This window comes from Lichenibacterium dinghuense, assembly GCF_021730615.1.
Taxonomy (GTDB): Bacteria; Pseudomonadota; Alphaproteobacteria; order Rhizobiales; family Beijerinckiaceae; genus Lichenihabitans; species Lichenihabitans dinghuensis.
Window position 1 is genome coordinate 2,383,320 of sequence record NZ_JAJLMN010000001.1, and the last position, 21,958, is coordinate 2,405,277.

The following is a 21,958-nucleotide window of genomic DNA, read 5'->3' on the forward strand; positions in this document are numbered from 1 at the left end:
CGGCCGCGAAACGAGTTCCGATGCGATCCGCGCGGACGGGGCGCAACCGACCCGACCTCATCGGAACCGCTTCACGCGGCCTCGACCAGCCCCACCCAGTAGCGGATGCCCGACGAGATGGCCCGGTCGTCGAAGTCGTAGGCGGGGTGGTGCAGCCCGGCCGTGTCGCCGTTGCCGATGAACGAGAAGGCGCCCGGCTTCACCTCGAGGAAGCGCGCGAAGTCCTCGCCGATCATCAGCGGCGGCATGGCCGCGTCGGCGTTGCCCGGCCCGGCCACGCCCTCGGCCACGCGCGCCGCGAGGCCCGCCTCGGCGGCATGGTTCACGGTGGCGGGCGAGATGCGGTCGTAGGTGACGCGCGCCTGCGCGCCGTTGAGCCGCGCCACGCCCTCGGCCACCTCGCGCAGCCGCCGCTCGATCGTGTCGCGCGAGGCCGCGGTGAGGGCCCGGCAGGTGCCGAGCAGCCGCGCCGTGTCGGGCAGCACGTTGAAGGCGTCGCCGGCCTGGATCGCGCCCACCGTCACCACGGCGGGCTCCAGCGGATCGAGGTTGCGCGACACGATGGACTGCAGCGCCACCACGATCTGGCTCGCCACCAGCACGGCGTCGACGCCCTGGTGCGGCATGGCCGCGTGGGCGCCGCGCGCCTCCACCAGCACCTCGAAGCGGTCGACCGAGGCCATAACGGGGCCGGGCCGCGTCGCGAAATGGCCCACGGGGAGGCCCGGCAGGCTGTGCAGCCCGTAGACGCTGTCGACGCGCACGCGGTCGAACAGCCCGTCCTCGATCATGGCGAGGGCGCCCTCGCTCGTCTCCTCGGCGGGCTGGAACAGGAACACCGCCGTGCCGGCGAAGTCGCGCGCCCCGCTGAGGTGCTTGGCGGCGCCGAGCAGCATGGCGGTGTGGCCATCGTGGCCGCAGGCGTGCATCTTCCCCGCCTCGCGCGACGCGTGGCCGAGATTGGTCTGCTCGAAGATCGGCAGCGCGTCCATGTCGGCGCGGAGCGCGACCGCGCGGTCCCCGCCGCGGCGGCCGCGCAGCACGCCGACCACGCCGGTGCGGCCCACGCCCTCCATCACCTCGTCGAAGCCGAAGGCGCGCAGCTTGTCGGCGACGAGGGACGCCGTGGGCCCGACGTCGAAGGCGATCCCCGGATGCCGATGGATCTCGCGCCGCCACTCGGCGACCTCCCCGGCCAGGGCTTCGATCGACGCGGCATCGGACATGGTGGACCCTCCGCCCGGACGATGGCGCCCCTCGTCGGCCGGTGTCAACGCGCGGGTCGGGAACGGTCCCGCTCCCGGCCCCGTTGTGCGCCCGTGGGCGAGAGGTGCATCGCCCGTCACGGGAGCGCCATGAGCCGCCTCGATTCCTTCATCCGCCGCATGCAGGCCCAGCGCGACATCCTCAACGCCCTGCCGCGCCGGCTCGACGGCGTGCCGGGCCTCGTCCTGGAGTTCGGCCTCGGCAGCGCCCGCACCTACGACCACCTGCGCGGGCTGCTCCCGGACCGCCGCATCGTGGTCTTCGAGAGCGTGGTGGTGGAGGGCGTGAGGCCCCGCCCCGCGCTCGAGGACTTCGTGGTCGGGCACCTCCGCGACACAGCCGCGGCTTGGCCGGACGGCTGCGCGGCCCTGGTGCACGCCGACATCGAGACCGGCGACGAGGCCGGCGACGCCGAACTCCTGACTTGGCTGCCGGCGCTCGCGGCCCGGCTGCTCGTGCCGGGGGGATACGCCGTGAGCGGCGGCGCGCTGCCCCACCCGGACCTCGCGCCCGAGCCGCTGCCCCCCGGCGTGGCCGAGGGGCGCTACCACGTGCTGCGGCGCGTCTAACGCTCGCCCGCCGGGTAGTCGGTGTCGAGCGCGGTCTGGCGCCGGCCCTCGACCTCGGCCAGCGTGTCGCGCAGCTTCTTCACCACCGCATCGTGGCCCCACTCGCCGAGCACGAGGTGGAGGGGCGGGTTGGCCTCGCCGACGAGGTCGATCATCGCCTGCCCGGCCCGCACGGGGTCGCCCGCCTGGGTGCCGCTGTTCCTGGAGGTCGTGGCGAGGCGCGCCGCCACGGTCTCGGCGTAGTCCGGGATCGTGCTCTTCGTCTGCGCCATCGAGCGGCCGGCCCAGTCGGTGCGGAAGGGGCCGGGCTCCACCACCGTGACCTTGACGCCGAGCGGCGCCATCTCCTTCGACAGCGAGTCCGAGAAGCCCTCGACCGCGTGTTTCGAGGCCGCATAATAGCCCGAGCCCGGGAAGCCGCAGAAGCCCGCCACGGAGGCGATGTTGATGACGTGGCCGCTCTTCTGCCTGCGCATCACGGGCAGCACGGCGCGCGTCATGGCGAAGAGGCCGAAGACGTTGGCCTCGAACTGCGCGCGCACCTCCTCGGGCACGCCCTCCTCGATGGAGGACAGGTAGCCGTAGCCGGCGTTGTTCACCAGCACGTCGATGCGGCCGAACCTCTCGACCGCCGCCTTCACGCCGGCCTCGATCTCGTCGTCGTCGATCACGTCGAGCGACAGGGCGAGGGCGCGGTCGCCACCGAGCTTCGCCAGATCCTCGACGCGTTCCCTGTCGCGCGCCGTCACCACGGCCCGCCAGCCGCGGTCGAGCACCAGCTTCGCGAGTTCGCGGCCGAAGCCCGTGGAGCAGCCGGTGATGAACCACACCGGCGTCGACTGATCAGACATATGCGAAATCCTCGAAATATTTCGTGACTATTGGGGGCTCAGCGGTCCACCATGGCCATCTGGGCGTCCGTGTAGCGGGGCCCCGCGATCGAGCCGGGCGGCAGGGCGGCGTCGAGCGCCGCGACCTCGTCCGGCGCGAGGCGGATGTCGGCCGCTGCGACGTTCTCGTCCAGGTAGGTCCGGCGCTTGGTGCCGGGGATGGGTGCGATGTCGTCCCCCTTGGCGAGGAGCCAAGCCAGGGCGATCTGGCCGGGTTTGGCGCCCTTGGACTGCGCCACCGCGTTCACGCGCCTGGCCGCGGCGACGTTGCGGTCGAAGTTCTCGCCCTTGTAGCGCGGGTCGTTGCGGCGATAGTCGCCCTCGGGATAGTCCTCGGCCCGCCGCACCGCGCCGGTGAGGAAGCCGCGGCCGAGCGGGCTGAAGGGGGTGAGCCCGATGCCGAGCTCGCGCAGCAGCGGGATGATCTCCTCTTCGAGGTTGCGCTCCCACAGCGAATATTCGCTCTGCAGCACCGACACGGGGTGGGTCGCGTGGGCGCGGCGGATGTTCGACGCGCCGGCCTCGGACAGGCCGACGAAGCGCACCTTGCCGGCCTCGATCAGCCGCGACACGGCGCCGACCACCTCCTCGACCGGCACGGCCGGGTCGATGCGGTGCTGATAGAGGAGGTCGATGTGGTCGAGGCCGAGGCGCCCGAGCGAGGCGTCGACGACCTCGCGGATGTGCTCGGGGCGGCTGTCCGTGCCGGTCTGCTTGCCGTCGTCGCCGATGCGGAAGCCGAACTTGGTCGCCACCACGACGCCGTCGCGCCGCCCCTTCAGGGCGCGGCCGAGCAGCTTCTCGTTGGTGAAGGGGCCGTAGACCTCGGCCGTGTCGAAATAGGTGACGCCGAGGTCGAGGGCGCGGTGGATCGTCCGGATCGACTCCTCGTCGTCCGGCGTGCCGTAGGACTGGCTCATCCCCATGCAGCCGAGGCCGATGGCCGACACCTCCAGGCCCTGGCAGCCGAGTTCGCGGGTGGGCAGCATGGGGCGGTCTCCTCGTGGTCCGGCGCGGCGGTCCGGCGCCGAGGTGCATGCAAACGGCGGGGCGACGGTGATGGTTGCGGAAGAAGGCGCGGAACGGAGAGCCATCGTCGCGCTTGCCGAGTCGCGGCCGCAGAGAGTCGAAGGGACGACCTCCGCGACATCTCGGCGACGTCGGGCGCAGCTGCATCCTGCTTTGGAGCACTGTGAGTGGAACGCCAGCTATCAACAGACGGTGCATACAAACACAGAACGAATAAATATCACTTTCGATATTCGTACAGATAAATCATCACGAATTACTTCAAGTGACAATTCGATCCCTTGCGCGGATCATCTCTCAGGAACTTCGAACTGCGCGTTCACGAATGCAAAGCGGCGCATAAATTGCCTCAAGTCTTTCTTCGGATGGCTGTTGCGCAGGCCCGTCGTGTCCGTCAGTTCCTTCGCGGCGACGTACTCCAAACTCATATGCAGACCAGCCTTTCCAGTCTTCCACCCATGTGGATAAACAATTTTTGATTTTCGACAACGAGGCGACCGCACTACCGACCAAATATCATTCAGTGTATCCCTGCATGTTGCAGATATTTATCGATAAAGTGAATGCTAAACAACTGACGACGATGATCATGATGGCGCACGATCAAGATCTGCGGCAATCGTAACTGAGAGCACCGCGTCTTCTTCCGGGTATATGACTGCTCACGGGGGTTACGCAGCTTGCCTGAACGGCGTCAGGCGCCGGTGGTGCTCATCGAGCGCCGCCCAGCCACGACGCGGGGCGGATCGTCAACCGTGTTCCTGATCGCGCCTTTACACGGCAAGATCGAAGCGTGAATATGGCCTCAATCGGGCAGACGTTGCAACGACGGAGTGCGTCCATGCGTGTGATGGGTTTGGTCGCCGCCGTTCTGGTGAGCCTCGGCGTGTGGGCCGCTCCGGCCGAGGCCGCCGTCGACATCCAGGTGGACCTGTCGACGCAGACGATGCACGTCCGCTCCGCGAATGGCGCCGCCTACGACTGGCCCGTCTCGACGGCGCGCATGGGCTACGTGACCCCGAACGGGCACTACGGCGTGCAGAGCCTCCAGGCGATGCACTATTCCAAGAAATACCACAACTCGCCGATGCCGCACTCGATCTTCTTCCACGGCGGCTACGCGATCCACGGCACCTACGCGACCGGCTCGCTCGGCGCCGCCGCGTCGCACGGTTGCGTGCGGCTGTCGCCGGCCCACGCCGCCCAGCTCTACGACATGGTCAAGGCCGAGGGGGCCAGCATCAACATCGTCGGCAGCCGCCCCGGCCGCGGCGAGGTGCAGGTCGCCCGCCGCCGTCATGCCGAACCCGAGGCTGTGGCCTATGCCGACGACGACCAACCCCTCGTGACGCGCCGCACCCGCCACCGCGACTACGCCCGCCAGGACCGCTACCGCGAGCCGGCCCTCGGCTACGCCGCGGTGCGGCGGGCGCCGAGCTACGGCGACTGGCTGGATGACCCTTTCGGGGCGGTCCTGAGCGGCTACTGACAGGACCCAGAGGGGCCTCGGCGCCCCGCTCGCTCCCGGATCGCGCTCAGCGTGGTTGCGGGGGTGATGGCCTCCGGGTCGACCTTGACGTGGAGGATGGCCGGCAGGCCGGACGCCTCGGCCCGCGCGAAGGCGCCCGGAAAGTCCTCCGTCCGCTCCACCGTCTCGCCGTGGCCGCCGAAGGCGCGCGCGTAGGCGGCGAAGTCGGGGTTGCGCAGCGCCGTGCCGCTGACCCGGCCCGGGTATTCGCGCTCCTGGTGCATGCGGATCGTGCCATACATGCCGTTGTCGACCACGACCACGATCACGGCCAGGCCGTATTGCACCGCCGTGGCGAAGTCCTGCCCCGTCATCAGGAAGCAGCCGTCGCCCGCGAAGGCCACGACCGTGCGCGACGGGTCGAGCCGCTTGGCGCCGATCGCGGCGGGCACGCCGTAGCCCATCGAGCCGGAGGTCGGCGCGAGCTGGGCGTTGAAGGCGCGGAAGCGGTGGAACCGGCCGGGCCAGATCGCGTAGTTGCCGGCCCCGTTGGCCACGATCGCGTCCGCCGGCAAATGCTCTCGCAGCCAGCACACGACCTCGCCCATGTTCACGGGGCCCGGCACGGCGGGGGGGCGCTCCGTCCAGGCGAGGTAGTCGGCGTGGGCTGCGGCCCCCGCGCCGGACCAGCGGATCGCCTGCGGCGGCTGCACGGCCTCGAGCGAGGCCGCGAAGGTGCGGGCCGCCGCGTGGATGCCGAGCGCCGGGGCGTAGACCCGACCGATCTCGCCCGCGTCCGGGTGGACGTGCACGAGGCGCTGGCGCGGCACCGGCACGTCGAGCAGCGTGTAGCCCTGCGACGGCATCTCGCCCATGCGGGCGCCGACGAGCAGCAGCAGATCGGCCCCCGCGAGGCGGTCGCGCAGCTTCGGGTTCGGCCCGATGCCGATCTCGCCGGCGTAGTTCGGATGCGCGGCGTCGAACAGGCCGGCGCGGCGGAACGAGCAGGCGACCGGCAGGTCGAAGCGCTCGGCGAAGCGCGCCACGGCGGCCGAGGCCTGCGCGGTCCAGCCCGAGCCGCCCAGCACCATCGCGGGCCGCTCGGCGGCCCAGAGCATCTTCTGCAACTCCGCCATCTGCGGCAGGCCCGGCCAGGGCAGCGCCGGCTCGACGCGCGGCGCGTCCGCGACGGCGGCGACGCTCGTGAGAACGTCCTCGGGCAGGGCCACGACGACGGGGCCGGGGCGGCCCTGCAGCGCCACGTGGAAGGCGCGCGAGATCACCTCGGGCAGGCGGGCCGGGTCGTCGACCTCGACGGCCCATTTGGCGACCGTGCCGAACACAGCCGCGTAGTCCAGCTCCTGGAACGCCCCCCTGCCCCGCATCGCGCGCCCGACCTGCCCGACGAAGACGATCAGCGGCACGGAATCGTGCTCGGCCACGTGGAGGCCCGCCATGGCGTTGGCGGCGCCGGGGCCGCGCGTCACCATGCAGACGCCGGGGCGACCGGTGAGCCGCGCCACCGCGTCCGCCATCATGGCGGCGCCGGCCTCGTGGCGGCACACCGTGAGTCGGATCGGCGAATCGTGCAGCGCGTCGAGCGCCGCGAGGTAGCTCTCGCCCGGCACGCAGAAGACGTGGCCGACGCCCTGCGCGGCCAAGCCCTCGACCAGGATGCGGCCGCCGGTGCGGGGCGCGATGTCCGTCATGCATGTCCTCCCCAGGCCGGGTCGGCCAGGATCTCGTCCCTATGCTGGTCGAGGCCCGGCGCCGGGCGCGGGCTCGCCTGGGGCGCGCCGTCGATCAGGATCGGCGAGCGGATGCCGGGCGTCGTGCCCCCCTCCGCGGCCGGGTTGGGCAGCCGGAGCGCCATGCCCCGCGCCGCGACCTGCGGGTCGGCGAAGACCTGCCCCACGGTGTTGATGGGGCCGGCCGGCACGCCGGCGGCGTCGAGTCTGGCCAGCAGCTCCGCCGCGGCTCGGCGCGACGTGAGCGCGTGGAGCGCCGCGGTCAGGGCCGCGCGCTGGGCGACGCGGCCCCGGTTGGTCGTGTAATCAGGGTGAGCGGCGAGCGCCGGGTCGCCGAGCACGTCGCACAGGCGCCGGAACTGCCCGTCGTTGCCGGTGGCGATGACGACGTGGCCGTCCGCGACCGGGAACACGTCGTAGGGCACGATGGAGGGGTGGGCGTTGCCGAGGCGGCGGGGCTCGCGGCCCGAGACGAGGTAGTTCAGCCCCTGCGAGCTCAGCATGGCGACCTGGCTGTCGAGCAGGGCGCAGTCGATCGTGGCCCCCTCCCCCGTGACGGCCCGCCGGATCAGCGCCGCCTGGATGGCGTTGGCGGCGTAGAGGCCGGTGAACAGGTCCGCGACGGCCATGCCGGACTTGGTGGGCGGGCCGTCAGCCTCGCCGGTGACCGACATGGCGCCGCCCATGCCCTGGATCAGGAAGTCGTAGCCGGCGCGGGACGCGTAGGGGCCGTCCTGGCCGAAGCCGGAGATGGAGCAGACCACGAGGCGCGGGTTCAGCGCGCGCAGCGAGGCCGGGTCGAGCCCGTAGCGCTCGAGGCCGCCGACCTTGAAGTTCTCGACCACCACGTCGGCGTGCAGCGCCAGGCGGCGCACGAGGGCCCGGCCCTCCTCCGCCTCGAAGTCGGCCGCGACGCAGCGCTTGCCGCGGTTGCAGCTGTGGAAATAGGCGGCGCCGAGGTCGGAGCCGTCGGCCGCGGGGACGAAGGGCGGCCCCCACTGCCGCGTGTCGTCGCCGGCCCCCGCCCGCTCGACCTTGACGACGTCCGCGCCGAGGTCGGCGAGGAGCTGCCCGCACCAGGGGCCGGCCAGGATGCGGGCCAGCTCGAGGACGCGGATGCCGTGGAGGGGTGGTGACATGCGGATGACCCGGGGCGATGCCCGGGTCTAAGCAGGTTTGCGCCGGCAAGCCAACGCTTCACCGATGCGGGACGCCACCGCGGCGCCGGCCCGACGCGGACGGGCGCGGCCTGCATCCCCCAATCGGCACGGGCCGAGGGGCGGGGCCGGTCGAGCGCCCCGCCGGTCTCGATACTCAGGCGAGGTGCGAGGAGAGGAGCTTGTTCAGCTCGAACATCGTCGCCTTGTCCTTGCCGAAGATGACCTTCAGCTTGTCGTCGGCGAGGATCTCGCGCTTGTCCTCGGGGTTCTGCAGCTCGTGCTTGCGGATGTAGTCCCACATCTTGCTGACCACGGCGGTGCGGGGCAGCGGCTCGTCGCCGACGATCTCGGCGAGGTCCTTGGACGGGGTGACGGGCTTGCCGAGCGCCTTGGCCGGGCCCTTGGTGGAGGTCTTGGCGTCGGCCTCGGCGACCTTCTCGCCCTTGGGGGCCTTGCCGGTGCTCTTCTTGGCGGCGGCGCCCTTCGGCACGCGCTCCTCCTCGGTGACCGGCTCGGACTTGTCGTCCTCGTGGGTCTCGGCCTTGGCGTGCTTGGCCGCCTTGGCCTTGGGCTCGTGCTTCTCGGCCGCCTTGGGGGCGGGCTTCTCGGCCGCCTCGGCGGTCGCCTTCGCTTTCGTCGCCATCTCGATCGTCTCCTGCTGTCCCGATGCCGTCCTCGGACCCGCGCCGTGGAACCGGAACAGGCCTAATCGTCGAGCGTAGTCCGGGCGGGCTCGCGGCGGCAATCGCCTGTGGAGCGGCCCTTCCGGATTTCCGAATGCGCGCAGGGCTTCAGCGTTCCCGCCGGCCTGTCTTGAAGCAGGGGAAAGCCCGCCCCCGCGGCATCCCGCCGTCATGAGGAGCCTAAACACGGCATCGTTAACGCCGTCTCTCCGCCGGCGCGGACTCGGCCGCGGGCTGCACGATCAGCCGTCGAATCGTGCGTCCGGGGCGCGTGCGCCCGCGAAGAGCGGCGCCACGGCTTCCACGACGTCGCGCGGGAAGCTGCGCAGCTCCTCGGGGCGGAACGGCAGATGCGGCATGTGCCTGGCCACGAGGGCCGCCACGGCGCGCGCCTGGGCGGCATCCCGGCCCGTCTTCAACGGATCGCGGTCCGGACGGCGGGACATCCATAGCTTGTGGACCGCGAAGGCGCGGGGGTCGGGCACCACGATGTGCAGCGGGAAGCCCCGCGCGTCGATGGCCGTCGCCGAGAAGGGCGGCGCATTCTCGCTCCAGATCAGCCCCTCGATCTGCACGGCGTCGAGGTCTGTCGCGGGGTCGGCGACGCCGGTCTGCTCGGCGCGCCAAGGCGGATGCCGCATGGGGTGGACCAGGTCGACCAGGAAGCCGTCGCGGTTCGACGCCCGAAACGTCTGGCGCCCGCGCTCGAAGGACCGGTCTACCCGCCTCAGCAGCCCCATCAACGATCGCTCGGGGAGATCCTCCCCGGCCTGCAGGACGATGGAGGCCCGCGCATCGAACAGGAGGTCGATGTCCTCCGTCGTCGTCACGTCGGGGGCGAGGTGGATTCCCGCCGCGGCCTCGTAGGCGTAGAGCGCGTGTGTGCCGACGACCCGCAGGCCGCGCCCCATCAGGCCCGCCGCGTCGAGCGCGCGGACGATCCGCGCGGCGAGCGACGGAACGCGGCCGAGGCCGAGCGCGCGGTTCAGGCCGGCCTGCCGCTCGACCGCGTCCCGCGCCGCCGCGAGCCGCTCTTCTGCCTGCCGCCGCCCGGCGTCGAACTCGGCCTTGGTCCGCTCCGCGTCGGGGCTGCGCGGGCCGAGCGACGTCTGACGGCGGCGTCCGGTCTTCGGATCGTAGAAGCTGCGCAGAAGGTAGTCTCCGCCGTTCACGGTGGCGAAGACCATGGACCCGCGGTAGCCGTCCGCGCGCGCCTTGGCGTCTCGGAACAGGTCGAAGCGCTGGCGCGTGTTGATCGTCTCGCGGCGCTGGTCGCCGTCAGGGCTCTGAAAAGGAAGATTTTCAACAGTCATGTCGGTTTTTCCGCTCGACTGTTGAAAAGCCTAATCCGCCCTGCCCAGCCAGGCCAGGCCTTATGCGGCCGGCAGGCGCAGGAGGCTTCGGGCCTCGGCGGCCGTGGCCACCGCGCGGCCGTGCTTGGCCACGAGGTCCGCAGCGACGCGCACCAGCTCGGCATTGCCGGAGGCGAGCCGGTCCTTCGTGATGCGGATGTTGTCCTCGAGCCCCGTGCGGATGTGCCCGCCCATGCCGAGCGCCCAGTCGGCCACCTCGCTCTGGTGGCGGCCGATGCCGGCCGCCGTCCAGGTCATGTCGGGCAGCGCCGCGCGGGCCTCCTCGACCAGGACCTTGAGCAGCCGCTCCATCGCCGGCATGGCGTTCTTCACGCCGAGAACGAACTGCAGGTGGGCGTGGCGGTCCATCAGGCCGGCGTCGACGAGGCGCTTGGCGCCGTGGATGTGCGACAGGTCGAAGACCTCGATCTCGGGCTTCACGCCGAAATGCTTCATCTTGCCGGCCAGCTCGTCGACCAGCGGCGGCTGGTTCTCGTAGACGATGGACGGGAAGTTGACCGAGCCGGTCGACAGCGACGCCATGTCGGGCCGGAACTCCAGCGCGGCCGAGCGCTGCGCCGGGGTGCGGCCGCGGCCGCCGGTCGAGAACTGCACGATCATGCCGGGGCAGTGCCGGCGCACGCCCTCCTGCACCTGCCGGAACAGCTCGGGGTCGGAGGAGGGCGACTCGTCGGGCTCGCGCACGTGGATGTGGACCAGCGTGGCGCCGGCCTCGAAGGCGGCGTGGGTCGACTCGACCTGCTCGGACGGCGTCACCGGCAGGGCCGGGTTGTCGCGTCTGCGCGGCACCGAGCCCGTGATGGCGATGGCGATGATGACGGGGGACGGCATGGCGGCCTCTCAGGCGGGGCGGATCGGAAAGGACAGGCGCTCGACCAGCGACAGCGCCGTGCGCAGCGAGGCACCGGCCGCGACGACGAGCTGCGGCAGGACGAGCCATTCGAGCGTCCAGGCGGCGCCCGAGCGCTCGTTCTCGTGGACGAGCGCCCCCGTCAGCGTGCCGGACAGGCCGGCCGCGAGCCGCGCGAGGCTCACCAGCAGCTCCGCCGGGACGGGGTTCGACTTGTGGGCCATGGCCGAGGACGTGCCGCCCCCGGCGAGGCGCGCCGCGCCGACCTCGTTCTGCACCATGAGGGCGACGTCCTGGCCTATCTTGCCGAGGCTGCCGCAGACCAGCGCTAGCCAGGCGCCGAGCTCGGCCACGCCGTCGCGCTGCGCATGCCAGGCGGGGGAGTCGGCGAGGCCGAGGCGCCCGGCGACGCGCGCGGCGACGGCCTCGGCATAGGCGCCGAGCTCGGCGCGGGTGCCGACGGGGCCGCCGAGCTGCAGGCGCAGCACGCGGGGGCGCAGCGCGGCGAGCCGGGCGCGGTGGCGCGGCAGCGGCCCACGCCAGGTCTCGACCTTGTCGGCGGCCGTGAACGGCAGCGCGCGCTGCATGCGGGTCTGCGCCATCAGGGGCACCGCGCCGTCGCGGGTCGACAGGGCGGCCAGGGCGGCGTCGAGCGCGTCGAGGCGGGTGTCGAGCACGTCGAGCGCGGGGCCGAGGCGGAGCATGAGGCTCGTGTCGACGGCGTCCTGGCTGGTGGCGCCGCGGTGGAGGTGTTTTCCGTGCGGCTCACCGATCGCGGCGCGGAGCTGGCGCACCAGCTCCGGCACGGGCACGCCGTCGCGGGCCACGCCGGCGCGGAGCGCCGCCCAGTCGGGCGCGAAGGAGGCGAGCGCCCCGGCGATGCGCGCGGCGGCTTCCAGCGGCACCATGCCGGCGGCCGCCTGAGCCTCGGCGAGGGCCGCCTCGAAGCGCAGCATCGCGGCGAGGTCGGCCTCGTCGGTGAAGAAGGCCTCGATCTCGGGATCGCCGGCGAGGGCGGAGAGCAGGGTCATGGCGCGACGCTCCCCTTCTCCCCTCGCGGGAGAAGGTGGCCCGACGAAGTCGGGTCGGATGAGGGGGTCCGGCGCAACGCTCGACGATCATCCTTTCGACCCTGCGAGGTCGAGCCATGCCCCCTCATCCGCCCTGACTGCGTCAGGGCACCTTCTCCCGCGAGGGGAGAAGGGGGCCACGTCGTGAGGGGCTCACACATCGAAGAACACCGTCTCGTGGTGACCCTGGAGGTGGACGTCGAAGGTGTAGACCGGCAGGCCGTCCTCCTCGCTCCGCGGCGCGATCAGGGTTTCCCGCCGCGACGGGTGCTCGATGCGCTTCAGCACCGGGCACTCGGCGTTGGCCGCGGCCTCGTCGCCGAAATACATCCGGGTGTGCAGGCCGATGTTGATGCCGCGCGCCACGATGTAGACCGTGATGTGCGGGGCCATCGGCCGCCCGTCCGTATAGGGCACGCGGCCGGGCTTGATCGTCTCGAAGCGGAACTCGCCCGTCTCGCGGTGGGTGGGCTGGCGCCCCCAGCCGGCGAAGTTCGGGTCCGCCCTGCCCCGCCGCTCCTCGGCGCTGTTGTAGAGCCCGTCGGCGTCGGCCTGCCAGATCTCGACGAGGGCGTCGTTGAGCGGCTTGCCGAGCCCGTCGAAGATGCGGCCGCGCACCAGGATGCGCTCGCCCTTCGTGTCGGGCCCGACCAGCACGAGGCCGAGGTCGCCCTCCCACACGCCGGTGATCTCGACCCAGTTGGGGTTGGTGCCGATGTGGACGTAGGGTCCGGCCGTCTGCGACGGGGATTCCTTGTACACGGGACGGGGCACGCCGAGGCTCATCAGTTCCCCTCCATCCGGTTCTCGAACGGCGTCGAGCGCCGGCCGCGCAGCACGATGTCGAAGCGGTAGGCCAGCGAGTCCATGTGGGTGGTGTTCTGCCGGTCGAGCGCGGCGATGAGCTGCTCCACGGCGAGCCTGTCGGGGATCGTGCCGACGATCGGGCACTGCCAGATCATCGGGTCGCCCTCGAAATACATCTGCGTCACCAGCCGCTGCGCGAAGGCGTGGCCGAACAGCGAGAAGTGGATGTGCGCCGGGCGCCAGTCGTTGACGCGGTTGGGCCAGGGATAGGCGCCGGGCTTGACCGTGCGGAAGCGGTAGGAGCCGTCCGCCGCGGTGATGCAGCGCCCGCAGCCGCCGAAGTTGGGGTCGAGCGCGGCGTGGTAGGTTTCCTTGTGGTGGCGGTAGCGCCCGCCCGCGTTGGCCTGCCAGAACTCGACCAGCGTGTCCGGCAGCCCGCGGCCGTTCTCGTCCATCACGCGCCCGTGGACGACGATGCGCTGGCCGATGGCGTCGCCGGTCTTGGACCAGTTGGTGATGAGGTCGTCGTCGCGCGGCCCCAGCATGGCGTGGCCGAAGACGGGGCCGGTCATCTCCGAGATCGTGTTGTCGATCGACAGCAGCGCCTGCTTGGGCGAGCGCAGCACGCTCGTCTTGTAGTCGGGCGTGTAGGCGGGCGGGTGCCAGTCGCGGTCGCGCTGGTAGAAGCTGCCCTTGTGGTCCGACATGGCCCCCTCCTCCTGGTCTCCGGGCCTCACACCCGCGCCTGCGCCATGCCGCCGGCCGGGCCGTCGAACGCCTCCGGCGTGGCGTCACGATGGCCGAGGTCGGCGAGGCGGATGCGGTAGGTTTCCCGCGTCGTGAAGGCCGCCGCCGCCGAGATCAGCGTGACCACCAGGGCGAAGGTCCCGATCGTGACCGGGATGCCGGTCGAGCCGGGGGGCGCGATATAGGCGAAGAGCGCCGGCAGGGCGGCCGTGATGGCGGTGCCGACGTTCTGGGCGATCGCCATGGCGGTCACGCGCACCCGCGTCTGGAACAGCTCCGGATAGAAGGACGGGTAGACGGCGTTGTAGCCCTGGTAGACGATGCCCCACATCAGGATCGACAGGACGAAGGCCAGCGGCACGCTGCCGATCGAGATGGCCCAGAGGTAGGCGTAGGACAGCAGGCCCGAGCCGACCGCCCCGACCATGACGGGCAGGCGCCGGCCGATGCGGTCCGACAGGGCGCCGACGTAGGGGATCACCAGCACGGCCACGATGTTCCCCACCACGGGGATCCAGAGGTAGACGTCCTTGGCGAAGCCGATGCCGTAGGCGGGCTGCACCGCGTAGGCGGCGCCGAAGATGGTCGCGACCGTCGGGATGACGTTCATCAGCGCCATGCAGACGACGCGCAGCATGTCGTCCCACGACAGGCGGAAGGCCTCGGGGATGGGCGCGCGCGGCACGGCGCGCTCCGCGCTCTCCTCGGCGAAGGCCGGGGTCTCCTCCACCTCGCGGCGGATGACGTAGCCGGCGACGATCACCAGCGCGGAGAGCAGGAAGGGCACGCGCCAGCCCCAGGCGTTGAAGCTGTCCGTCGGCATGAAGCGGGCCAGCGGCAGGAACACGGCGGCGGCCAGGATCTGCCCGGCCTGCACGCCCTGGAGCGTGAAGCTGGCGAAGTAGCCGCGCCGGCCGAAGGGCGCGTGCTCCAGGATCATCGAGGAGGCGCCCGAGATCTCGCCCGCCACGGCGAAGCCCTGGATCAGGCGCATCATCACGAGGAGGACGGGCGCCCAGACGCCGACCTGGCCGTAGGTCGGCAGCAGGCCGACCGCCATGGTCGAGAAGCCCATCAGGAACATGCACAGCAGGAGCACGTTCTTGCGTCCGTGCGTGTCGCCCCAGTGGCCCAGCGCGAAGGCGCCGATCGGCCGCGCCACGTAGCCGGCCCCGTAGGTGGCGAGGGACGCCACGATGGCGGTGTTCGGGTCGGTCGACGGGAAGAACAGCTGCGGGAACACCAGCGCCGAGGCGGTGGCGTAGATGAAGAAGTCGTAATATTCGAGCGCCGAACCGATCCAGCCGCTCGCCGCGGCCTTCTTCGACTGATTCCTGGAATGCGCGCTGACCTGTGAGCCGTCCATGGCGTGTCCTTCCTGATGGTGGTGGGGTCGGCGGCCTTCTGGTGGGCCGCTCGTTCGCAACGTCTGCGGCCCGCGCGGGCCGCCGAAACCTCTCAGCTCCCGGCCCGGATGGCGCCGAAGGCCGCGACCATGCGCTCGCTGTCCGGCTCGCGGCCCGAGAAGAGCCGGAACGCCTCCACGGCCTGGAACACCGCCATGCCGCCGCCGTCGAGCGTGCGGCAGCCGATCGCCCGCGCGCGGCGCAAGAGCTCGGTTTCCAGCGGGAAGTAGATCACCTCGGCGACCCAGAGGCGGGGGTGGAGCAGCTCGGCCGGCAGCGGCAGGCCGGGATGGGCCTCCATGCCGATCGGCGTCGCGTTGATCAGCCCGTCCGCTTCGGCCAGGGAGGCCTTCCGGTCCTCGCCGACGGCGGCACGCCCCGCGAAGGTCGTATCGAGGTTGGCGACGAGCGCCTCGGCGCGGTCGCGGTCCGTGTCGAAGATTGTGAGCCGCTCGACGCCGAGCGTCAGCGCCGCATGGGCCACCGCCGCGCCGGCCCCGCCCGCGCCGAGCTGCACCACGCGCCCGAGCGGCACGCCGGCCATGTGGCGCCTGAACGGCTCCGCGAAGCCGGACCAGTCCGTGTTGTGGCCGATGCGCCTGCCGTCCCGGAACAGCACGGTGTTGACGGCGCCGAGCGCGCGGGCGTCGGGCGACAGCTCGTCGAGCAGCGGGATCACGGCCTGCTTGCAGGGATGGGTGATGTTCAGCCCGTCGAAGCCGAGGCGCTGAGCGCCGGCCAGCAGGTCGGGCAGCGCCTCGACGCCGACGCCGAGCGCGGCGAGGTCGATGAGGCGGTAGACGCAGCGCATCCCCTGCGCCTCGGCCTCGCGCATCTGCATCTCGGGCGTGAGCGAGGCGCCGATGTTCTGGCCGATCAGGCCGAGCAGGAGCGCGGGCCGACGGCTCCCGCGGGTTCGGACGGACGCCGCCGCAGCGCCCGCAACTTCATCCCCCGCCGCCATCCTCGCCTCCTCGCCGGATTGTATTCCGATCGCTGGGATGCAGGATGACGCCGATCGGCGCTCCGCGCCATGATCAAGATCGGCCCTGCTATGAACTTCGCGTTAATTTCAGCCGCGCGACCGCCGGCTCGGCGGCCGTCATCTCCGCGCGCAGCCGCTCCACGAAATGCGCGGCGTGCACGGACATCTCCGAGCCGCGCTTCGTCGCGACGAAGGTTTCGAAGCGCGTGGGCTCGGCGATGGGGAGCATCGTCACGCCCGGCATGGCGTCGGCCAGGGTGAACTGGTCGATCACGGCGATGCCGAGCCCCGCCTTGACGAGCGCGCAGACGGTGGAGCCGAACCGCGCCCGGATCGGGACGTCGTAGGCGAGCTTCAGGCCGGCGAACAGGCCCGCCATGACGGCGCCGTAGGGGTCGGCGGCGTCGATGCCGATCAGCGGGTGGCGGCAGATCTCGGCCGCGCTGACGACGGGCCGCGCCGCCAGGGGGTGACGGTCGGGGACGATGCAGAACAGCTCGCCCGCGGCGAGCGGATGCACGTCGAGGCCGGGATGGTCGAGGCGGTAGCTCATCGCCACGCATTCCACCTTGTCGAGCAGCAGGTGGTTCAGCACCTCCTCGAGCTTGAGCACGTTGATGTTGAACCTGAGGTCCGGGTAGCGCCGGCGCACGGCCGCGACCGCGCGGGGCACCATCACCTGCGCGATGCTGGGGACGGCCCCGATCCGCAGCTCCGACGAGGTCCCGCGGCCGATGGCCGTGATGGTGTCGCCGAGGTCGTCGATCTTGCGGTACACCTCGTCGATCTGCTCGAAGATGCTGCGCGCCTCCGCGGTCGGGACGAAGCGCCCGTTGCGCCGGTCGAAGAACCGGACGGCGTGCGCGCGCTCGGCGTGCTTGACGAGCCGGCTGATGCCGGGCGCCGACACGTTGAGGATCTTGGCCGCGCCGTTGACGCTGCCCGCCACCATCACGGCCCGGATGACCTCGATCTGGCGCAGCGTCATCATCGGCGGCCGTCCTCCCCGGCTCGCCGCCCCGTCCCTTCTCGGGCCGAAGGATGGACGGGGGCGGCGGCTTCGGAGAGGATGCCCCGCCGGGGAGGCCGTTGGAAGCGCTTCCCGTGATCTGCCGCGGCGGACGGCCCCGCCGCCGGAGCCCGGACGCGCCATGAAGACATCGATCGCCACCGTGTCCATCAGCGGCACCCTCGAGGAGAAGATCTCCGCCATCGCCCAGGCGGGCTTCGACGGCGTCGAGATCTTCGAGCAGGACTTCATCGCCTTCGACCATTCGCCGCGCGAGGTCGGCCGCATGGTGCGCGACGCGGGCCTCGAGGTCACGCTGTTCCAGCCGTTCCGCGACTTCGAGGGCCTGCCCGAGCCGTTCCGCACCCGCGCCTTCCACCGCGCTGAGCGCAAGTTCGACGTGATGGAGGAGATCGGCGCGAAGCTGCTCCTCGTCTGCTCCAGCGTGTCGCCGCACGCGCAGGGCGGCATCGACCGCGCCGCCGCGGACCTGCGCGAGCTCGGCGAGCGGGCGGCGCGGCGGGGGCTGAAGGTCGGCTTCGAGGCCCTGGCCTGGGGCCGCTTCGTCAGCGACCACCGCGACGCGTGGGAGATCGTGCGGCGCGCCGACCATCCGGCGGTCGGCCTCATCCTCGACAGCTTCCACACCCTGTCGCGCGGCATCGACACGGCCAGCATCAGGGCCATCCCGCAGGACAGGATCGCGCTCGTGCAGATGGCGGACGCGCCGCGCCTGCAGATGGACCTCCTGTCGTGGAGCCGGCACTTCCGCTCCATGCCGGGGCAGGGCGACCTGCCGCTCGCCCAGTTCTGGGAAGCCGTGCGGGCGACGGGCTACGACGGCGTGCTGTCCCTGGAGATCTTCAACGACAGCTTCCGGGCCGGGTCGGCGGGCGCCGTCGCGGTGGATGGGCACCGCTCGCTGGTCTACCTCGACGACGAGGTGCGCAAGCGGCTCGACCCGCGCGCCGCGGATGCCCTGCCCCCGCGGTCGCGCTCCTCCGGCGTCGAGTTCATCGAGTTCGCCCTCGGCGAGGAAGCGCCGGCCTTCGAATCCCTGATCGGCGCGCTCGGCTTTCGCCGCACCGCCACGCACAGGTCGAAGCGGGTGGCGCTCTGGTCGCAGAACGGCGTCAATCTCGTGGTCAACGGCGACCCGCACGGCTTCGCGCACTCGTCCTACCTGGTGCACGGCCCGTCGGTCTGCGCCATCGGCCTCAGGGTCGCCGACGCCGCGGCCGTGATGGCGCGGGCCGAGGCGCTCGGCGCGACGCCGTTCCACCAGAAGGTGCTGGAGGGCGAGCTGGAGATCCCGGCCATCCGCGGCGTCGGCGGCAGCCTGCTCTACTTCGTCGACCCGCACGGCGACCTGTCCCGCCTGTGGGACGTCGACTTCGTGCCCGTCACCCCGGCGCCGGAGCCCGGCGCGGTCGGCCTGCGGGGCATCGACCACGTCGCGCAGTCGATGGACCACGACGAGATGCTGTCCTGGCTGCTCTTCTACACGTCGATCCTCGACCTCGGGAAAACGCCGGGCCTCGACATCGCCGACCCGCGCGGCCTCGTCCACAGCCTCGTCGTCGAGAACGACGACCAGTCGCTGAGCCTCGTGCTCAACGGCTCGCAGGGCCAGGGGACCGCGGCGGCGCGCTTCGTCAGCGAGTTCTCCGGCTCGGGCGTGCAGCACATCGCCTTCGAGACCGCGGACATCGTCGCCACGGCGCGCGCCCTGAGGGAGGCCGGCCTCGCCACGCTGCCCATCCCCGAGAACTATTACGACGACCTCGAAGCCCGCTTCGACCTGCCCGACGCGGTGCTGGCGGAGTTCCGAAGCCTCGGCATCATGGTCGAGCGCGACGGCGAGGGGGAGTTCCTCCAGCTCTTCACCACGACCTTCGCCGAGCTGTTCTTCTTCGAGATCGTCGAGCGGCGCGGCGGCTACCGGGGCTTCGGGGCCACCAACGCGGCGGTGCGCCTCGCGGCGCAGAACCGCCTGTCGCGCCCCCCGGCCATCCCGCGGCGGTAGCGGGAGATCGGCTCGGTCGCGCCCCGTCCGCCGCCTCCACCAAACTTCGCATGGTCCCCCTCCTCCGCTCGGCCGAGGAGGATCGGCGCATGACGCGGGCCACCGCGATCCCCCTCCGTGCGACGGAGGAGGGGGACCGCCCGAGAGGCGGTGGAGGGGGCCGACCGGGTGCGGGGGTGCGGGCGTCCGACGCTCAGGCGCTCCCCTGCCCCTTCGCCGCCTCGGCCTCCATGGCCGCGTAGGTCTGCTTGACGACCTTGATGGCGCTGTTGGCGGCCGGCACGCCGGCGTAGACGGCGACGTGCAGCATGGCCTCCGCCACGTCGTCCGGCGTCGCCCCGGTGTTGGCGGTGGCGCGCACGTGCAGCGCCACCTCCTCGTGATGGCCGAGCGCGGCCAGGAGCGCCAGCGTCACGATCGAGCGCTCGCGCTTGGTGAAGCCCGGCCGCGACCAGACCGAGCCCCAGGCCCCCTCGGTGATGAAGCGCTGGAAGTCGGCGTCGAAGGGCGTGACGGCGGCCGAGGCCCGCGCCACGTGGGCCTCGCCCAGCACCGAGCGGCGCACGGCGAGGCCCTGTTGATAGCGCGCGTCGTCAGTCATCGTCGGTGACCTGGTCCAGGAGCTCGGTCATCAGCGCCGCCATCTCGTCCGGCCGCTCGATGCAGGGCAGGTGCCCGGCGCCCTCGATCACGGCGAAGCGCGCGCCGGGGATCATCTCCGCCGTGGCGCGGACGAGGTCGGGCGGGGACGCCTCGTCGGCGTCGCCCACGAGCACGAGGGTGGGCACGTCGATCCGGGGCGCTTCGTTCGACAGGTCGGCGTCGCGGATCGCCTCGCAGGAGGCGATATAGCCCTTCGCCGACTGGCGGGTGAGCATGTTGCGCCAGATGCGCAGCGGCATGTCCTCCTCGGCGCGGTAGTCGGCGGTGAACCAGCGCTCCATCGTGGCGTCGCCGATCGCCTCCATGCCGCCCGCCTCGATCCTGGCGATGCGCTCGTTCCAGCTCGCGGCGTCGCCCATCTTGACCGCCGTGTCGCACAGGATCAGCGCTGCGAGCCGCTCGGGCGCGCGCACGGCGAGGCGCTGGGCGATCAGGCCGCCGATCGACAGGCCGACGAGGCCGAAGCGGTCGACCCCGAAGTGGTCCACCAGGGCCAGGAGGTCGTCGACGTGGCGGTCGATGGTGACGGGCCCCTGCCCGAGGTCCGACAGGCCGTGGCCGCGCTTGTCGTAGAGCAGCAGGCAATAGTCCTCGGCGAAGTGGGACGCGACCTGGTCCCAGATGCGGAAGTCCGTGCCGAGCGAGTTCACGAAGCAGAGGACGGGCTGTTCCTCGGGGTCGCCGATCAGCTCGGCGTGGATGACGGCGTCGCCGCTCTCGACGAAGATCATGGCGGGCGTGTCCTTCTGGTTCGGTTTCCGAAGGCGGTCGGCCTTCGGCGGAGTTGCGGGGCGGAGCCCCGTCGTGAGGACAGATGGCCGCTCACGGACCCCCCTCCTCGTCCTGAGCCGGGGCCGAAGGCCCCGTGTCGAAGGATGAGGGAGGTAGAGCAACGGCGTCCGGGCGTCACGGGTTCGCGCCTCACATCGGCAGGCCGACGTAGTTCTCGGCCAGGGTGGTCTGCGCGGCGCGGGAGCCGCGGATGTAGGCGAGCTCCGCCACCTGCATCCGCCGCGCGAACGGGTCCGTGTCGGGGAAGCGGTGCATCAGGCCGGTGAACCACCAGGAGAACCGCTCGGCCTTCCACACGCGGGCCAGGGCGCGGGCCGAGTAGCCGTCGATGCCCGCCGTCGCGCCCTCCTCGAAGAAGTCGACCAGCGCCTCGCCCAGCATGGTCACGTCCGACACGGCGAGGTTCATGCCCTTGGCGCCGGTCGGCGGCACGATGTGGGCGGCGTCGCCGGCGAGGAACAGCCGGCCGTGGCGCATCGGCTCGCCCACGAAGCTCCGGAGCGGCGCCACCGTCTTCTCGAACGAGGGGCCGCGGGTGACGCGGCTCGCCACCTCCGGGCCGAGGCGCAGGCACAGCTCGTCCCAGAACCGCTCGTCCGGCCAGTCCTCGACGCGCTCGCCGGCGGAGCATTGCAGGTAGTAGCGGCTGCGCGTCGCCGAGCGCATGGAGGCGAGGGCGAAGCCGCGCGCGTGCGAGCAGTAGATCAGCTCGCCATCCGCCGGGGGCACGTCGGCCAGGATGCCGAGCCAGCCGAAGGCGTAGACGCGCTCGAAAGTCTCGAGCACGCCCGCCGGGATGGCGGCGCGGCTGACGCCGTGAAAGCCGTCGCAGCCCGCCACCACGTCGCAGTCGACGACGTGGTCGACGCCGCCGCGCCGGTAGCGGAGGCGGGGCGTGTCGGTCTCGACATCCTCGATCCGGAGATCCTCGGCGCCGAAGACGACGTCGAGGCCGCGCGTCTCGGCGGCGTCGAACAGGTCCTTCATCACCTCCTGCTGGCCGTAGACCGTCACGGTGGCGCCGCCGGTGAGCGCCGCGAAATCGATGCGGAAGGCATCCCCGTCGACCGACAGCACCGTGCCGGAATGGACGAGGCCTTCGCGCCTCAGGCGCCGGTCGAGGCCGAGCCGCGCGAGCAGATCGACGGTGCCCCGCTCCAGCACGCCGGCGCGGACGCGGCCCTCGACATAGGCGCGGTCGCGGCGCTCCAGGATGACGACGTCGATGCCGTGCTGGCGCAGCAGGTGCCCGAGCAGCATGCCGGCCGGCCCCGCCCCGACGATCCCGACCTGACGCCTCGTCCTGCTCCGACCCTCGACCATGCGGCGTCGCTCCCCCTGCCCCGCGCGGCGCGGCCCTGCCACGGCGTCCGCCGGACGATAGACCCGCCGGAGAGCGATCGCCACACAGCTTTCG

20 protein-coding genes are annotated in these 21,958 nt (G+C 71.9%); 3 read left to right on the forward strand and 17 right to left on the reverse strand.

Annotated elements, in window-relative coordinates; all coding sequences use genetic code 11:
* Positions 1-71 precede the first annotated feature (71 nt).
* Complete coding sequence (locus L7N97_RS11565; protein WP_237478422.1) at positions 72-1,226, reverse strand: amidohydrolase; 1,155 nt, start codon at positions 1,224-1,226, stop codon at positions 72-74.
* 129 nt (positions 1,227-1,355) lie between these two features.
* On the opposite strand from L7N97_RS11565, the gene L7N97_RS11570 reads away from it, so the two are divergent.
* The gene (locus L7N97_RS11570; protein ID WP_237478423.1) at positions 1,356-1,835 is read left to right on the forward strand and encodes a class I SAM-dependent methyltransferase; all 480 of its coding nucleotides are present in this window, start codon (positions 1,356-1,358) and stop codon (positions 1,833-1,835) included.
* On the opposite strand, the gene L7N97_RS11575 is transcribed toward L7N97_RS11570, so the two are convergent.
* A complete protein-coding gene (locus L7N97_RS11575) occupies positions 1,832-2,686 on the reverse strand; it encodes an oxidoreductase (RefSeq protein WP_237478424.1) in 855 nt (284 codons plus the stop codon). The two genes, L7N97_RS11570 and L7N97_RS11575, sit on opposite strands and share 4 nt — an antisense overlap.
* A 38-nt stretch (positions 2,687-2,724) precedes the next feature.
* On the reverse strand, positions 2,725-3,714 hold the full coding sequence (locus L7N97_RS11580; RefSeq protein ID WP_237478425.1) for an aldo/keto reductase: 990 nt from the start codon (positions 3,712-3,714) through the stop codon (positions 2,725-2,727).
* An 881-nt stretch (positions 3,715-4,595) separates the two neighbouring features.
* On the opposite strand from L7N97_RS11580, the gene L7N97_RS11585 reads away from it, so the two are divergent.
* Positions 4,596-5,243, forward strand: coding sequence for a L,D-transpeptidase (locus L7N97_RS11585; protein WP_237478426.1), 648 nt, complete (start codon positions 4,596-4,598; stop codon positions 5,241-5,243).
* On the opposite strand, the gene L7N97_RS11590 is transcribed toward L7N97_RS11585, so the two are convergent.
* From L7N97_RS11590 to L7N97_RS11640, 11 genes are all read right to left on the reverse strand, one after another.
* Positions 5,237-6,931: a thiamine pyrophosphate-binding protein gene (locus L7N97_RS11590; protein ID WP_237478427.1), complete on the reverse strand. Its 1,695-nt coding sequence runs from the start codon at positions 6,929-6,931 to the stop codon at positions 5,237-5,239. The two genes, L7N97_RS11585 and L7N97_RS11590, sit on opposite strands and share 7 nt — an antisense overlap.
* Complete coding sequence (locus tag L7N97_RS11595) at positions 6,928-8,109, reverse strand: CaiB/BaiF CoA transferase family protein (RefSeq protein ID WP_237478428.1); 1,182 nt, start codon at positions 8,107-8,109, stop codon at positions 6,928-6,930. The genes L7N97_RS11590 and L7N97_RS11595 overlap by 4 nt, the downstream gene beginning before the upstream one ends.
* Before the next feature lie 175 nt (positions 8,110-8,284).
* Positions 8,285-8,620: an SWIB/MDM2 domain-containing protein gene (locus L7N97_RS11600; RefSeq protein ID WP_237482189.1), complete on the reverse strand. Its 336-nt coding sequence runs from the start codon at positions 8,618-8,620 to the stop codon at positions 8,285-8,287.
* A 435-nt stretch (positions 8,621-9,055) separates the two neighbouring features.
* A complete protein-coding gene (locus L7N97_RS11605) occupies positions 9,056-10,126 on the reverse strand; it encodes a GSU2403 family nucleotidyltransferase fold protein (protein ID WP_237478429.1) in 1,071 nt (356 codons plus the stop codon).
* 60 nt (positions 10,127-10,186) lie between these two features.
* Positions 10,187-11,017 carry a 3-oxoadipate:acetyl-CoA acetyltransferase gene (locus L7N97_RS11610; RefSeq protein ID WP_237478430.1) on the reverse strand — a complete coding sequence of 277 codons (831 nt, stop codon included), beginning with the start codon at positions 11,015-11,017 and terminating at the stop codon, positions 10,187-10,189.
* Between the two features lie 9 nt (positions 11,018-11,026).
* Positions 11,027-12,067: a 3-carboxy-cis,cis-muconate cycloisomerase gene (locus L7N97_RS11615; protein WP_237478431.1), complete on the reverse strand. Its 1,041-nt coding sequence runs from the start codon at positions 12,065-12,067 to the stop codon at positions 11,027-11,029.
* A gap of 192 nt (positions 12,068-12,259) precedes the next feature.
* On the reverse strand, positions 12,260-12,892 hold the full coding sequence (gene pcaG, locus L7N97_RS11620) for a protocatechuate 3,4-dioxygenase subunit alpha (protein ID WP_237478432.1): 633 nt from the start codon (positions 12,890-12,892) through the stop codon (positions 12,260-12,262).
* Positions 12,892-13,620 (reverse strand): protocatechuate 3,4-dioxygenase subunit beta, encoded by a 729-nt coding sequence (gene pcaH, locus L7N97_RS11625; RefSeq protein WP_237478433.1) that lies wholly within the window; start codon positions 13,618-13,620, stop codon positions 12,892-12,894. Before pcaH ends, pcaG begins: the two co-directional genes overlap by 1 nt.
* A gap of 26 nt (positions 13,621-13,646) precedes the next feature.
* Positions 13,647-15,026, reverse strand: a complete 1,380-nt coding sequence (locus L7N97_RS11630) for an MFS transporter (protein WP_237478434.1) — start codon at positions 15,024-15,026, stop codon at positions 13,647-13,649.
* A gap of 92 nt (positions 15,027-15,118) precedes the next feature.
* Positions 15,119-16,030 (reverse strand): shikimate dehydrogenase, encoded by a 912-nt coding sequence (locus L7N97_RS11635; RefSeq protein ID WP_237478435.1) that lies wholly within the window; start codon positions 16,028-16,030, stop codon positions 15,119-15,121.
* A gap of 88 nt (positions 16,031-16,118) precedes the next feature.
* Complete coding sequence (locus tag L7N97_RS11640; protein ID WP_237478436.1) at positions 16,119-17,042, reverse strand: LysR substrate-binding domain-containing protein; 924 nt, start codon at positions 17,040-17,042, stop codon at positions 16,119-16,121.
* A 160-nt stretch (positions 17,043-17,202) separates the two neighbouring features.
* Here L7N97_RS11640 and L7N97_RS11645 point away from each other — a divergent pair, with 160 nt between their 5' ends.
* Positions 17,203-19,086: a bifunctional sugar phosphate isomerase/epimerase/4-hydroxyphenylpyruvate dioxygenase family protein gene (locus tag L7N97_RS11645; protein WP_237478437.1), complete on the forward strand. Its 1,884-nt coding sequence runs from the start codon at positions 17,203-17,205 to the stop codon at positions 19,084-19,086.
* A 193-nt stretch (positions 19,087-19,279) separates the two neighbouring features.
* Here L7N97_RS11645 and pcaC read toward each other — a convergent pair whose 3' ends face one another.
* The 3 genes from pcaC to pobA all read right to left on the reverse strand — a co-directional run bounded on the left by pcaC (position 19,280) and on the right by pobA (position 21,864).
* Positions 19,280-19,687, reverse strand: coding sequence for a 4-carboxymuconolactone decarboxylase (gene pcaC / locus L7N97_RS11650; RefSeq protein ID WP_237478438.1), 408 nt, complete (start codon positions 19,685-19,687; stop codon positions 19,280-19,282).
* Positions 19,680-20,480 (reverse strand): 3-oxoadipate enol-lactonase, encoded by an 801-nt coding sequence (gene pcaD / locus L7N97_RS11655; RefSeq protein ID WP_237478439.1) that lies wholly within the window; start codon positions 20,478-20,480, stop codon positions 19,680-19,682. Before pcaD ends, pcaC begins: the two co-directional genes overlap by 8 nt.
* Positions 20,481-20,670: 190 nt before the next feature.
* A complete protein-coding gene (pobA, locus tag L7N97_RS11660) occupies positions 20,671-21,864 on the reverse strand; it encodes a 4-hydroxybenzoate 3-monooxygenase (RefSeq protein ID WP_237478440.1) in 1,194 nt (397 codons plus the stop codon).
* Positions 21,865-21,958: the final 94 nt, after the last annotated feature.